At 64.4% G+C, this 13,558-nt stretch carries 13 protein-coding genes; 11 read left to right on the forward strand and 2 right to left on the reverse strand.

Translation table 11 applies throughout. From position 1 onward, the window contains the following. Positions 1 to 133 precede the first annotated feature (133 nt). The 8 genes from ACPZMI_RS24655 to lnt all read left to right on the forward strand — a co-directional run bounded on the left by ACPZMI_RS24655 (position 134) and on the right by lnt (position 7,644). Positions 134 to 931: a hydroxymethylpyrimidine/phosphomethylpyrimidine kinase gene (locus ACPZMI_RS24655; protein ID WP_186669278.1), complete on the forward strand. Its 798-nt coding sequence runs from the start codon at positions 134 to 136 to the stop codon at positions 929 to 931. Positions 932 to 945: 14 nt separating this feature from the next. Further along, complete coding sequence (gene thiE, locus ACPZMI_RS24660) at positions 946 to 1,569, forward strand: thiamine phosphate synthase (protein ID WP_426353233.1); 624 nt, start codon at positions 946 to 948, stop codon at positions 1,567 to 1,569. A gap of 17 nt (positions 1,570 to 1,586) precedes the next feature. After that, positions 1,587 to 2,870: a glutamate-1-semialdehyde 2,1-aminomutase gene (gene hemL / locus ACPZMI_RS24665; protein ID WP_411383719.1), complete on the forward strand. Its 1,284-nt coding sequence runs from the start codon at positions 1,587 to 1,589 to the stop codon at positions 2,868 to 2,870. Between the two features lie 231 nt (positions 2,871 to 3,101). Continuing rightward, positions 3,102 to 3,653: a tetratricopeptide repeat protein gene (locus tag ACPZMI_RS24670; RefSeq protein ID WP_186669275.1), complete on the forward strand. Its 552-nt coding sequence runs from the start codon at positions 3,102 to 3,104 to the stop codon at positions 3,651 to 3,653. Between the two features lie 131 nt (positions 3,654 to 3,784). Further along, a complete protein-coding gene (locus tag ACPZMI_RS24675; RefSeq protein WP_063542619.1) occupies positions 3,785 to 4,783 on the forward strand; it encodes a PhoH family protein in 999 nt (332 codons plus the stop codon). Further along, a complete protein-coding gene (ybeY, locus tag ACPZMI_RS24680) occupies positions 4,776 to 5,249 on the forward strand; it encodes an rRNA maturation RNase YbeY (RefSeq protein ID WP_186669273.1) in 474 nt (157 codons plus the stop codon). Before ACPZMI_RS24675 ends, ybeY begins: the two co-directional genes overlap by 8 nt. 29 nt (positions 5,250 to 5,278) lie before the next feature. Then, positions 5,279 to 6,118 carry a CorC family transporter gene (locus ACPZMI_RS24685; protein WP_186669271.1) on the forward strand — a complete coding sequence of 280 codons (840 nt, stop codon included), beginning with the start codon at positions 5,279 to 5,281 and terminating at the stop codon, positions 6,116 to 6,118. A gap of 8 nt (positions 6,119 to 6,126) precedes the next feature. Continuing rightward, entirely contained in the window at positions 6,127 to 7,644 is a 1,518-nt protein-coding gene (lnt, locus tag ACPZMI_RS24690; RefSeq protein ID WP_426353234.1) for an apolipoprotein N-acyltransferase, read from the forward strand. Positions 7,645 to 7,746: 102 nt separating this feature from the next. Here lnt and ACPZMI_RS24695 read toward each other — a convergent pair whose 3' ends face one another. Together ACPZMI_RS24695 and ACPZMI_RS24700 are read right to left on the reverse strand one after the other, a co-directional pair. Then, a complete protein-coding gene (locus tag ACPZMI_RS24695) occupies positions 7,747 to 8,508 on the reverse strand; it encodes a YdcF family protein (RefSeq protein WP_411383717.1) in 762 nt (253 codons plus the stop codon). A 130-nt stretch (positions 8,509 to 8,638) separates the two neighbouring features. Next, positions 8,639 to 8,953 (reverse strand): hypothetical protein, encoded by a 315-nt coding sequence (locus ACPZMI_RS24700; protein ID WP_054892821.1) that lies wholly within the window; start codon positions 8,951 to 8,953, stop codon positions 8,639 to 8,641. A gap of 238 nt (positions 8,954 to 9,191) precedes the next feature. On the opposite strand from ACPZMI_RS24700, the gene leuS reads away from it, so the two are divergent. Genes leuS through holA form a run of 3 tightly spaced genes read left to right on the forward strand, consistent with a single transcriptional unit; the run spans position 9,192 to position 13,538 of the window. Continuing rightward, positions 9,192 to 11,798, forward strand: a complete 2,607-nt coding sequence (gene leuS / locus ACPZMI_RS24705) for a leucine--tRNA ligase (protein WP_426353235.1) — start codon at positions 9,192 to 9,194, stop codon at positions 11,796 to 11,798. 60 nt (positions 11,799 to 11,858) lie between these two features. Next, positions 11,859 to 12,464, forward strand: coding sequence for an LPS-assembly lipoprotein LptE (locus ACPZMI_RS24710; protein ID WP_426353236.1), 606 nt, complete (start codon positions 11,859 to 11,861; stop codon positions 12,462 to 12,464). A 36-nt stretch (positions 12,465 to 12,500) separates the two neighbouring features. Further along, positions 12,501 to 13,538, forward strand: coding sequence for a DNA polymerase III subunit delta (gene holA / locus ACPZMI_RS24715; RefSeq protein WP_186669265.1), 1,038 nt, complete (start codon positions 12,501 to 12,503; stop codon positions 13,536 to 13,538). Positions 13,539 to 13,558: the final 20 nt, after the last annotated feature.

The following is a 13,558-nucleotide window of genomic DNA, read 5'->3' on the forward strand; positions in this document are numbered from 1 at the left end:
CTGCCAATTTCAAAGAAAGCCCTCTAGAACGGACATTTCAGGCAACGCCAAACGTACAACCTGACCATTTGGTCAGCAAAATTGCCGCACTCGCCGATTCGCGCAAAGGGGTTTGGTGGTAAGCTCGCCGACCATGAATACCTACAGCTCCCGCCCCGTTGTCCTCTGTCTCTCCGGCCACGACCCCAGTGGCGGTGCCGGCCTGCAGGCAGATATCGAAGCCCTGATCGCCCAAGGCTGTCACGCCGCCCCTGCCGTGACCGCCCTGACCGTTCAGGATACCGTCAACGTTTCCGACTTCCGCGTACTCGACCGCGAGTGGGTGCTGGCCCAGGCCAATGCCGTGCTGGCCGACTCCACCGTGGCAGCGGTGAAGCTGGGCATGCTCGGCTCGATCGAGATGGTCGACACCGTCGCCGAACTCCTCGCCGCGCATCCGCACCTGCCGCTGGTCTGCGACCCGGTGCTGCGTGCCGGTGGTGGCGGCCGCCTGGGCAAGGACGAGGTCGGCTACGCCCTGCGCGAGCGTCTGCTGCCGCGGGCTACCATCGCCACGCCCAACCTGCCCGAGGCACGCATCCTTGCCGAACTGCCGAACGGCAGTGCCGACGAATGCGCAGAGAAACTTCTGCCGTTCTGCGAGCATCTTCTGATTACCGGCGGCCATGGCGACGAGGTGGAAATCCACAACCGCCTGTACAGCCGCAGCGGCCAGCAACACACCTGGACCTGCCAGCGCCTGCCCGGCAGCTACCATGGTTCCGGCTGCACGCTGGCCAGCGCCCTGGCCGGCCGGCTGGCGCTGGGCGAGCAGCTCGAAAGCGCCGTGCGCAGTGCCCTGGACTACACCTGGCGCACGCTGCGCGACGCCGAGCAACTGGGCAAGGGCCAGTACGTGCCACGCCGCCTGCCCCTGGACTTCTGCTCCTGATACGAGGCCATCACATGAAGCTACGCGGCCTGTACGCGATCACCGACAGCCAGCTGCTCGCCGGCCGTTTCCTCTCCCATGTCGAGGCAGCGCTCGAAGGCGGTGTCTGCCTGCTGCAGTACCGCGACAAGGGTGACGATGCGGCGCGACGCCTGCGCGAGGCCGAAGCGCTGATGCAACTCTGCGAACGCTACGGCACCCAGTTGATCATCAACGATGACGCCGAGCTGGCCGCGCGCCTGGGCGTCGGCGTGCACCTGGGGCAGACCGACGGCCCACTCACGCCGGCCCGCGCCCTGCTCGGGCGCAAAGCCATCATTGGCTCAACCTGCCATGCCAGCCTCGACCTGGCCGCACAGGCCGCCAGCGAAGGCGCAAACTACGTGGCCTTCGGCCGCTTCTTCAATTCCCTGACCAAGCCCGGCGCCCCGGCCGCCAACCTCGACCTGATCGAGCAGGCCCGCGCCCAGGTCAAGCTGCCGATCGCGGTGATCGGTGGCATCACCCTCGACAACGCCGCCCCGCTGGTCGCCCATGGCGCCGACCTGCTGGCGGTGATCCACGGCCTGTTCGGTGCCGACAGCGCGCAGGAAGTCACCCGCCGCGCCCGCGCCTTCAACGCCCTGTTCGCTTCCTGATTTCGAGAGAAGATCCCATGTCCCGTTCCGAAACCCTGTTCGCCCAAGCCCAGAAGCACATCCCCGGCGGCGTCAACTCGCCCGTGCGCGCCTTCAAGAGCGTCGGCGGCACACCGCTGTTCTTCAAGCATGCCGAAGGCGCCTATGTGGTCGATGAAGACGACAAGCGCTACGTCGACTATGTCGGCTCCTGGGGGCCGATGATCCTCGGCCACGGCCATCCGGACGTGCTGGACGCGGTGCGCCGCCAACTGGAGCACGGCCTGTCGTACGGCGCACCGACCGCCATGGAAACCGAGATGGCCGACCTGGTCTGCTCGATCGTGCCGTCGATGGAGATGGTGCGCATGGTCAGCTCGGGCACCGAAGCCACCATGAGCGCCATTCGCCTGGCCCGTGGCTACACGGGTCGCGACGCGATCATCAAGTTCGAAGGCTGCTACCACGGCCACTCCGACAGCCTGCTGGTCAAGGCCGGTTCCGGTCTGCTCACCCAGGGCGTACCGAGCTCGGCGGGCGTGCCGGCCGACTTCGCCAAGCACACCCTGACCCTGCCGTTCAACGACATCGCAGCCGTCGAGAAGACCCTCGCCGATGTTGGTCAGACAGTGGCCTGCATCATCGTCGAGCCGGTGGCCGGCAACATGAACTGCGTACCGCCGGCGCCCGGCTTCCTCGAAGGCCTGCGCACACTGTGCGACAAGCACGGTGTGGTGCTGATCTTCGATGAAGTGATGACCGGTTTCCGCGTATCGCTGGGCGGCGCCCAGGGCTACTACGGCATCACCCCGGACCTGTCGACCTTCGGCAAGATCGTCGGCGGCGGCATGCCGGTCGGCTGCTTCGGCGGCAAGCGCGAGATCATGGGCTGCATCGCCCCGCTCGGCCCGGTCTACCAGGCCGGCACCCTGTCGGGCAACCCGCTGGCCATGGCCGCCGGCCTGACCACCCTCAAGCTGATCAGCCGCCCGGGCTTCCACGACGAACTGAGCGCCTTCACCAGCCGTATGCTCGACGGCCTGCAGCAGCGCGCCGATGCAGCCGGCGTACCGTTCGTCACCACCCAGGCGGGCGCGATGTTCGGCTTGTACTTCACCGGCGCCGACGACATCGTCACCTTCGACGACGTGATGGCCAGCGACGCGGAGCGCTTCAAGCGTTTCTTCCACCTGATGCTCGAGGGCGGTGTGTACCTGGCACCGAGTGCGTTCGAAGCGGGCTTCACCTCCATTGCCCATGGCGAGAAAGAGCTGCAGATCACCCTGGATGCGGCCGAGCAGGCATTTGCCAAGCTGAAGTGACCAGCTGATGGCCTCATCGCGGGACAAGCCCACCCCCACTGCTACCGTCTGTGCGGGCAGGGTTGTACCCCGATGAGGCTGCTTCAGAGCAAAACGTGAGCCCCATCACAAGTCGCACAAATACCCCTCGATGCAGAATTTCGAGTAAAACTTTGTAAGGTTGGCGCTGCTTATCCCATAATGTGCCACCAGAGACATTGGCCGCAGCTTTGCAGAGGTAAGTCGATCCCCATGAACCGCACCGGCCGCGCCCTCATCCTGGGCTGCCTGTTGCTTCTTCAGCCCCTGCTGGCCCTGGCGGAGGGCGGTAACTCGTTGCTGATTCCAGCGACGGGCCGTTGCACTCTCAACGCCCAGCCGCAAGACCTGGAGAACGCACTGAAAGCCTGCGCGCAAATTGCGGAATCCGGCGATGCCCAGGCGCAGTACGAACTGGGCGAGTTCTACTACACCGGCAACCAGGCCCCCAAGGACCTGAACAAGGCACTGAACTGGTTTGAAAAAGCCTCGCTGCAGGGCCACGCCCAGGCCCAGTACCGTCTGGGCGGCATGTTCTTCCACGGCGAAGGGGTCAAGGCCAACAACGTCCAGGCCTACATCCTGCTGAAGATCGCTGCGGTCAACGGCGCCGAAGACGCCCTGGACATGGCCGACGAAGTCACCGAGCAGATGCCCCGCGACGAACTCGAGCATGCCACGCAAGTGCTCGGACAGATCTTCCGCAAGTACCTGCTGGAGCTGCAAAGCGCCGAAGGGCGCACGCCGTTCTCGCCGCTGCCCTGATCCGATCACCCAACCGTCAAATTTTGCTGGCAGACTGTCAGCCTTGCCCTTGATCGTTTCAGATCTTTCGCCACTGTCGCTCAAGGGTTATTCTTGAGTTCATATCTTTCGTCGAGCGCCTTGAACCGACCTTGAACGCACCCATACAACCCCATCGCTTCACCCTCGAACCTTTCGAGGCCCACCGTTTCGCCAACTTGTGTGGCCAGTTCGACGAGCACCTGCGCCTGATCGAACAACGCCTGGCCATCGAGATCCGCAACCGCGGCAATCAGTTCGAACTGATCGGCGAGCCCAAGACCACCTCCGCTGCCGAACAGCTGCTGCGCCGTCTCTACCGCGAGACCAAGGCCACCGACCTGTCGCCGGAAACGGTCCACCTCTATCTCCAGGAGTCGGCGGTCGAGAACATCGACAACCCCGCCGTCAACGAAGTCAGCGTCTCGCTGCGCACGCGCAAGGGCAACATCCGCCCGCGTGGGGCCAACCAGCAGCGCTACGTCAAGGAAATCCTGGCCAACGACATCAACTTCGGCATCGGCCCGGCCGGCACCGGCAAGACGTACCTGGCCGTGGCCTGTGCCGTCGATGCGCTGGAGCGCGAACAGGTGCGCCGCATCCTGCTGGTGCGCCCGGCGGTCGAAGCTGGCGAGAAGCTCGGCTTCCTGCCCGGTGACCTGGCCCAGAAGATTGACCCCTACCTGCGCCCGCTGTACGACGCACTCTACGAGATGCTCGGTTTCGAGCACGTGGCCAAGCTGATCGAGCGCCAGGTAATCGAGATCGCCCCGCTGGCCTACATGCGCGGCCGCACGCTGAACAACAGCTTCATCATTCTCGATGAAAGCCAGAACACTACCCTCGAGCAGATGAAGATGTTCCTCACCCGCATCGGCTTCGGCTCGACCGCGGTAATCACCGGCGACATCACCCAGGTCGACCTGCCTCGCGGCACCAAGTCGGGCCTGGCCCACGTGATCGAAGTACTCAGGGACGTCCCGGGCATCAGCTTCACCCACTTCCAGCCCAAGGACGTGGTACGCCATCCGCTGGTGCAGCGCATCGTCGAAGCCTACGATCGCTTCGAAGCCCGTCAGGCCAAGCCCGAGGCGCCCGCCAAAGATGCTTGAACTCGATCTGCAACGGGCCACCGACAGTCCCGCCCCGGACGACGCGGCATTCCGCCGCTGGTGCGAGCTGGCATTGCGCCAGCGCAGCGCCGACTCGGAAATGACCATCCGCCTGGTCGACGAGGCCGAGGGCCGCGAGCTGAACAACACCTACCGGCACAAGGACTACGCGACCAACGTGTTGTCCTTCCCTGCTGACGTGCCCGACGATCTGCTGGATATTCCGCTGCTGGGCGACCTGGTCATCTGCGTGCCGGTGGTCGAGCGCGAAGCCAACGAACAAGGCAAGGCGCTGGAAGCACACTGGGCGCACCTGGTCATTCACGGCTGCCTGCACCTGCTGGGCTACGACCACATCGACGACGATGAGGCCGAGGAAATGGAAGCCCTGGAACGCGAATTGCTGGCCGAACTGGGTCACCCCGACCCGTACGCCGATGACGACACCGATTCAATCAACCCTTGATCACTGCAAAGGAACACGAGTAAACCGCCATGAGCGAAGATCGATCGAGCAACGGGCAGAAGTCCTGGCTGGGTAAACTGACCCAGGCTTTTGCCCATGAGCCGAAAAACCGCCAGGAGCTCCTCGAGCTGCTGCGCGAAGCCCATCAGAACAAGCTGCTCGACAGCGAAGCTTTGACCATCGTCGAAGGTGCCATCCAGGTCGCTGACCTGCAGGTGCGCGACATCATGGTCCCGCGCTCGCAGATGATCAGCATCAAGGCCAGCCAGTCGCCACGCGAATTCCTGCCGGCGGTGATCGACGCCGCGCACTCGCGCTACCCGGTGATCGGTGAAAGCCATGACGATGTGCTCGGGATCCTGCTGGCCAAGGACCTGCTGCCGCTGATCCTCAAGGAGAACGGCGACAGCTTCAACATCAAGGACTTGCTGCGCCCGGCCACCTTCGTGCCGGAGTCCAAGCGCCTGAATGTGCTGTTGCGCGAGTTCCGCGCCAACCACAATCACATGGCCGTCGTCATCGACGAATACGGCGGCGTCGCGGGCCTGGTGACCATCGAGGACGTGCTCGAGCAGATCGTCGGCGACATCGAAGACGAGCACGACGTCGAGGAAGACAGCTATATCAAGCCACTGCCCAGCGGCGACTTCCTGGTAAAAGCGCTGACACCGATCGAGAACTTCAACGAGTTCTTCGACAGCGAGTTCTCCGACGATGAGTTCGACACTGTCGGCGGCCTGGTCATGAGCGCCTTTGGCCACCTGCCCAAGCGCAACGAGACCACCGAAATCGGCGCCTATCGCTTCCGCATTCTCAATGCCGACAGCCGCCGGATACACCTGCTGCGCCTGACCCCGATCACTCGCTAAGGACGAACATGCGCTGGATCACCCGCCCCGGCTGGCCCGGTAACCTGCTGGCCATGGTGGCCGGCGCCTCCACCTCCCTGGCCCTGGCGCCCTTCGACATCTGGCCGATCGCCCTGCTGGCGATCATGCTGTTCTACCTCGGCCTGCGCGAGCTCAGCCCGCGCCAGGCATTGGGTCGCGGCTGGTGCTATGGGTTCGGCCTGTATGGCGCCGGCACCAGCTGGATCTACGTCAGCATCAACACCTACGGCGGGGCTTCGCCGTTGCTGGCGATCCTGCTGCTGGTGGCCTTCTTCGCCGCCATCGCCTGGTTCTTCGCCCTGCCCGCCTGGCTTTGGGCACGCTGGCTGCGGCGTAACGAGGCGCCGCTGGCCGATGCCCTGTGCTTCGCTGCCCTGTGGCTATTGCAGGAGGCCTTCCGCGGCTGGTTCCTGACCGGTTTCCCCTGGCTCTATGCCGGCTACAGCCAGCTCGACGGTCCGCTGGCGGGGCTTGCGCCGCTGGGGGGCGTCTGGCTGATTTCCTTCGCCCTGGCGCTGTCTGCCGCACTGCTGTGCAACCTGCACCGTTTGCGGGCACGCCCGGCCTTCCTCGCCGTGGGCGCACTGCTGCTGGTCGCCCCCTGGGGCATCGGCCTGAGCCTCAAGGACCACGCCTGGACCCAACCGGCCGGCGAGCCACTGAAAGTGGCCGCGGTGCAGGGCAACGTCGAGCAGGATCTGAAATGGGATCCGGCCCACGTCAACGCGCAACTGGCGCTGTACCGCGACATGAGCCTGAGCTCCAAGCCGGTCGACCTGCTGGTCTGGCCCGAGACCGCGGTACCGGTGCTCAAGGACCAGGCCCAGGGCTACATCGACATGATGGGCAGCTTCGCTTCTGACCGTCATTCGGCGCTGATCACCGGGGTGCCGATCCGCGAAGTGGTGCACCACCAGCGCCGCTACTACAACGGCATCACCGTGACCGGCGAAGGCGACGGCACCTACCTCAAGCAGAAGCTGGTGCCATTTGGCGAATACGTTCCGCTGCAGGACGTGCTGCGCGGGCTGATCGAGTTCTTCAACCTGCCGATGTCGGACTTCGCCCGCGGGCCTGAAGACCAGCCGCTACTGCAGGCCAAGGGCTATCAGATAGCACCGTACATCTGCTACGAAGTGGTCTACCCGGAATTCGCCGCAGAGCTGGCAGCACAGAGCGATCTGCTGCTGACCATCAGCAACGACACCTGGTTCGGCACCTCGATCGGCCCGTTGCAGCACCTGCAGATGGCACAGATGCGCGCGCTCGAGGCGGGGCGCTGGATGATCCGCGCCACCAACAATGGCGTAACGGCGCTGATCGACCCGTTCGGCAGGATCACCACCCAGATTCCGCAGTTCCAGAAGGCGATTCTGTATGGTGATGTGGTGCCGATGCAGCAGCTCACGCCCTACCTGCAATGGCGCTCGTGGCCATTGGCGATCGTCTGCGCGCTACTGATGGGCTGGGCGCTGCTGGCGGGGCGGATCGCCAGGGCCCTGTAGAGGGGCTTTTTCACGCGCAAGCCCGCTCCTGCAGGGTCTTCAGGACTCAGTGCCTGCGGGGGCGGGCTTGCCCTGGAAGAGGCCGGCACAGCGTTCGCCCCATCAATAGAACAGTCGATATCCCAGCAGCCCCACCGCCTCGTTGAGCAACTGCCCGCTCTGCCAGATCGCCCGGCTTTCCGGCAGCAAGCCGGCAAACGGTCGCGCATGATCGCCCCCCAGAAACCCCACTGGCGCCGGCACCACCTCGAAGCCCACCTGCTCGAAGCTCCAGCGTGAGCGCTGCATGTGCCAGGCCTGGGTCACCACCACCACACGGCGCAACCCCAACGGCTGCAGAACATCGGCGCTGAAACGGGCGTTTTCCCAAGTCGTGCGGCTGGCCTCTTCCTTCCAGGCTACCTCCACCCCGAAGTCAGCCTTGAGCCGATCGGCCATCAATTGTGCCTCGCTCGGCGGCGTGCCGTAGTGCAGGCCACCCGTGGTCAGCACCGGCAAGCCCGAAGCCTTGGACAACTGTGCCGCATAGCGCATGCGCTCCAGCGCCGTGCCGGTGGGCTGGTCCTGCCCACCCCAGGCCGGATCGCCGCGCTCCCGGCCTGCACCGAGAATCACGATGGCATCGGCACGCGCGGCCAAACCGGCCCACTCATCCAGCCCCAGGGCCGCCTCTGTTTCCAATGCCCGTGCCGACTCCTGCACCACCAGCGGCAGGCTCATCAGCCACAAGCCACCCAGCCCGATGACAAAGCACAACCCGGCCAGGCGCGGGCGGCGCTTGCGCAGCCACCAGGCCGCCAAAAGCAACAGGAACAGCAAGCCTGGCGGCATAAGCCACTGCTTGATGAAAAAACGAATCGGCATGCGCGCACCTCCATGGAAGAGGTGCAGCCTAAGAGGATCGACGCCGGGCAACAAGTGCACGACCGGCGTCGATCAGAGTGGTTAATCGAAGAAGCGTCACGAAACGACGTGGGCCTGGTGTCCTGAACGGCTATCGGGAAGGTTGCGTTCTGGATCTGTCCATTGCAGCGGGGCGCTGCCGGTCCTTGAGCCAGACGATCTTGCCCTTGCCGGACTCCGGCTGAGGGTAGGCGCCGGCACTGGCGAAACGGCTCTCAGGAAGCGTGTCCAGATAAGCCTTGATCACCTGGAACTCCGCGGGGCTCAGGCCGCGCAGCTCCAATTCTGCTGGCATTTCGTCGCGCAATCGCACCGAGGTCCTGGCCACTTCGAGTGCCAAGCCCAGTCGGTCGATCAGGCGTTCGTATAGCTCCGGTTTGATTGCGGTTAGCTGCGACTCTCCCATCCGTTCACCTCATTGAAGGTAAGAATATCCCCCCCACAGATGAGCTTAGCGGCACTGAAAAAAGCAGCCGCCTGCCGCGACAAACGGCCCGCATGGCGCCAATCGCATTCTGGGTTTCCCACGACGCGCGACGCTCATGTATGCTAGGCCGTTCACTCTCATCGACACCGGAGTGCCGGACGCAGCGAGGTTGCGCTGCCTGGAAACAAGGTCTCTTTCACTTTCAGCAAAAGTAGCCATGCACGAACAATACCAGCCCCGTGATTTAGAAGCCGCCGCCCAGAAGTTCTGGGACGAGCAACAATCGTTCGCTGTCACCGAACAGCAAGGCAAGGATACGTACTATTGCCTATCGATGTTCCCGTACCCGAGCGGCAAGCTACACATGGGCCACGTGCGCAACTACACCATCGGCGACGTCATTGCCCGCTACCAGCGCATGCTGGGCAAGAATGTCCTGCAGCCGATGGGTTGGGATGCCTTCGGCATGCCGGCGGAAAACGCGGCGATGAAGAACAACGTTGCCCCGGCCAAGTGGACCTACGAGAACATCGACTACATGAAGACCCAGCTCAAGAGCCTGGGTCTGGCCTTCGACTGGTCGCGGGAAGTCACCACCTGCAAGCCGGACTACTACCGGTGGGAGCAGTGGCTGTTCACCCGCCTGTTCGAAAAAGGCGTGATCTACCGCAAGAACGGGACCGTGAACTGGGACCCGGCCGACCAGACCGTGCTGGCCAACGAGCAGGTCATCGACGGCCGTGGCTGGCGTTCGGGCGCGCTGATCGAGAAGCGCGAAATCCCGATGTACTACTTCCGCATCACCGACTACGCCGATGAGCTGCTGGAAAGCCTCGACGAGCTGCCGGGCTGGCCCGAGCAGGTCAAGACCATGCAGCGCAACTGGATCGGCAAGTCGCGCGGCATGGAAGTGCAGTTCCCCTACGACCAGGCGAGCATCGGTCACGAGGGCACGCTGAAGGTCTTCACCACTCGCCCCGACACCCTGATGGGCGCCACCTACGTCGCCGTCGCCGCCGAACACCCGCTGGCCACCCAGGCCGCCCAGGGCAACCCGGCGCTGCAAGCATTCATCGACGAATGCAAGAGCGGCAGCGTGGCCGAGGCCGACATGGCCACGCAAGAGAAGAAAGGCATGGCCACCTCGCTGCTGGTCGAGCATCCGCTCACCGGCGAGAAACTGCCGGTCTGGGTCGCCAACTACGTGCTGATGCACTACGGCGATGGCGCGGTAATGGCTGTTCCGGCCCATGACGAGCGCGATTTCGAGTTCGCCCACAAGTACAACTTGCCGGTCAAGGCTGTGGTGCGCACCAGCGCGGGCGATGAAGTCGGCAGCGAGTGGCTGGCCGCCTATGGCGAGCACGGCCAACTGATCAACTCCGGCGAGTTCGACGGCCTGGACTTCGCCGGCGCCTTCGACGCCATCGAAGCCGCGCTGATCCGCAAGGACCTCGGCAAGTCGCGCACCCAGTTCCGCCTGCGCGACTGGGGTATCAGCCGCCAGCGCTACTGGGGCTGCCCGATCCCGATCATCCATTGCCCGTCCTGCGGCGACGTGCCGGTGCCGGAAGACCAACTGCCGGTCGTGCTGCCGGAGAACGTGGTGCCGGACGGCGCCGGTTCGCCACTGGCGCGCATGCCCGAGTTCTATGAGTGCACCTGCCCGAAATGCGGCACTGCGGCCAAGCGCGAAACCGACACCATGGACACCTTCGTCGAATCGTCCTGGTACTTCGCCCGCTACGCCTCGCCCAACTACGAGGGTGGTCTGGTCGATCCGAAAGCGGCCAACCACTGGCTGCCGGTCGATCAGTACATCGGCGGTATCGAGCACGCCATCCTGCACCTGTTGTACGCACGCTTCTTCCACAAGCTGATGCGCGACGAAGGCCTGGTCACCTCGAACGAGCCGTTCAAGAACCTGCTGACCCAAGGCATGGTCGTCGCCGAAACCTACTACCGCGTCGCCAGCAACGGCGGTCGTGACTGGTTCAACCCGGCCGATGTCGAGGTCGAGCGTGATGCCAAGGCCAAGATCATCGGCGCACGCCTGAAGACCGACGGCCTGCCGGTGGAAATCGGCGGCACCGAGAAGATGTCGAAGTCGAAGAACAACGGCGTCGACCCACAAGCCATGATCGACGCCTACGGCGCCGACACCTGCCGTCTGTTCATGATGTTCGCCTCGCCGCCCGACATGAGCCTGGAATGGTCCGACTCCGGTGTCGAAGGCGCGAGCCGCTTCCTGCGCCGTGTCTGGCGCCTGGCCCAGGGCCATGTTGCCCAGAGCCTGCCAGGCAAGCTGGACATCGCCGCCCTGGACGACGCGCAGAAGGTCATCCGCCGAGGCATCCACGCTGCAATCAAGCAAGCCAGCACCGATGTGGGTCAGTTCCACAAGTTCAACACCGCCATCGCCCAGGTGATGACCCTGATGAACGTACTGGAAAAAGCTCCGCAAGCCAGCGAACAGGATCGTGCCCTGCTGCAGGAAGGCCTGGAGGCCGTCACCCTGCTGCTGGCACCGATCACCCCGCACCTCTCTCACGCACTGTGGAAGGAACTGGGCCACACCCAGGCGGTGATCGACGCTGGCTGGCCGGCCGTCGACGAAAGCGCGCTGGTACAAGACACCATCACCCTGGTAGTGCAGGTCAACGGCAAGCTGCGTGGCCAGGTCGAAATGCCTGCCGCCGCCAGCCGCGAGGAAATCGAAGCCGCCGCCCGCAGCAACGACAATGTCCTGCGCTTCATCGATGGCCTGACCATCCGCAAGGTCATCGTGGTACCGGGCAAGCTGGTCAATATCGTCGCCAACTGATGGCAACGCCCGCCCCTTAGACACGGGGCGGGCGGAACAGGCCCACAAGGGAGCAACAACATGATCAAACGCAATCTGCTGGTAATAGGCCTGGCCGCCGTGCTCAGCGCCTGCGGTTTCCAGCTGCGCGGTACCGGCACCAACGAGATCGCCCTCAAGGAACTGGATCTGAGCGCGCGTAATGCCTATGGCGAGACCGTCACCCAACTGCGCCAGACTCTGCAGAACAGTGGCGTCAAGGTTCAGGCCGGCGCGCCCTACAAGCTGGTACTGACCAACGAGCAGGACAGCCAGCGCGCGGCGACCTACTCCGGCGGCAGCCGCTCTGCTGAATACGAGCTGACTACCGTGCTGAACTACGAAGTTCAGGGGCAGAACGATGCGGTACTGCTCACAGACAAGCTGGAAGTACGCAAGATCTATGTCTACGACGGCAACAACATCACCGGCTCCACCCAGGAAGCCACTCAGGTTCGCCAGGAAATGCGTCGTGACCTGGTCCAGAGCATGATGGTCCGCCTGCAGCAGCTGACCCCGGAGCACCTGGCGCATCTTCAGCGCAAGGCTGACGAACGCGCCCGCGCCGAAGCCGAAGCCCTGAAAGAGGCCCAGCGCATCCAGGACAACACGCCCCAGCAATCGCCGCTGGAAGTCCCGGCCCATTGAGCCTGAACGGGGCACCGCTGGTGCCCCGCCCATCCCATGAAGCTTTCTCCCGCCCAACTCAACAAGCACCTGCAAGGCACACTGGCCCCGGTCTATGTGGTCAGCGGCGACGACCCTCTGCTGTGCCAGGAAGCCGCCGACGCCATTCGCGCCGCCGCGCGCCAACAGGGCTTCGATGAACGTCAGGTGTTCAGCGCCGATGCCAACTTCGACTGGGGTAGCCTGCTGCTGGCCGGTGCCAGCCTTTCGCTGTTCGCCCAACGACGTCTGCTGGAGCTGCGCCTGCCGTCGGGCAAACCCGGCGACAAGGGCGCTGCTGCGCTCATGGAGTATTGCGCCAATCCCGCCGAGGACACGCTGCTGCTGATCAGCCTGCCCAAGCTTGACGGCAGTGCGCAGAAGACTAAATGGGGCAAGGCCCTCATCGAGGGTGAACACTGCCAGTTCATCCAGATCTGGCCGGTGGACGCCCAGCAGCTGCCGCAATGGATCAACCAGCGCCTGTCCCAGGCCGGGCTGTCGGCGCAGCGCGATGCGATCGACCTGATCGCCGCAAGGGTCGAGGGCAACCTGCTGGCGGCCGCCCAGGAGATCGAGAAACTCAAGCTGCTCGCCGAGGGCAACCAGATCACCGTCGAGACCGTCCAGGCCGCGGTCGCCGACAGCGCTCGCTTCGATGTGTTCGGCCTGGTCGATGCCATCCTCAACGGCGAGGCCGGGCATGCCCTGCGCATGCTCGAAGGGCTGCGTGGCGAGGGCGTCGAGCCGCCGGTCATTCTATGGGCGCTGGCGCGCGAGCTGCGCTTGCTGGCGGGGCTGGCCCAGCAGTTCAGCCAGGGCGTGCCGCTGGACAAGGCCTTCAGCCAGTCGCGCCCACCAGTGTGGGATAAACGCCGCCCCTTGGTCAGCAAGGCTCTGCAGCGCCTGTCAGCGCAACGTTGGGCGCAACTGCTGCAGGATGCCCAGCGTATCGACGCACAGATCAAAGGCCAGGCCGAGGGCTCGCCGTGGACCGGGTTGTCGCGGCTGTCGCTGTTGATGGCCGGCCAGCGCCTGACGCTTCCTTCGGAATAATTGGGACTACTGTAGGAACG

This window comes from Pseudomonas wayambapalatensis (genome assembly GCF_049942315.1).
Taxonomy (GTDB): Bacteria; Pseudomonadota; Gammaproteobacteria; order Pseudomonadales; family Pseudomonadaceae; genus Aquipseudomonas; species Aquipseudomonas wayambapalatensis.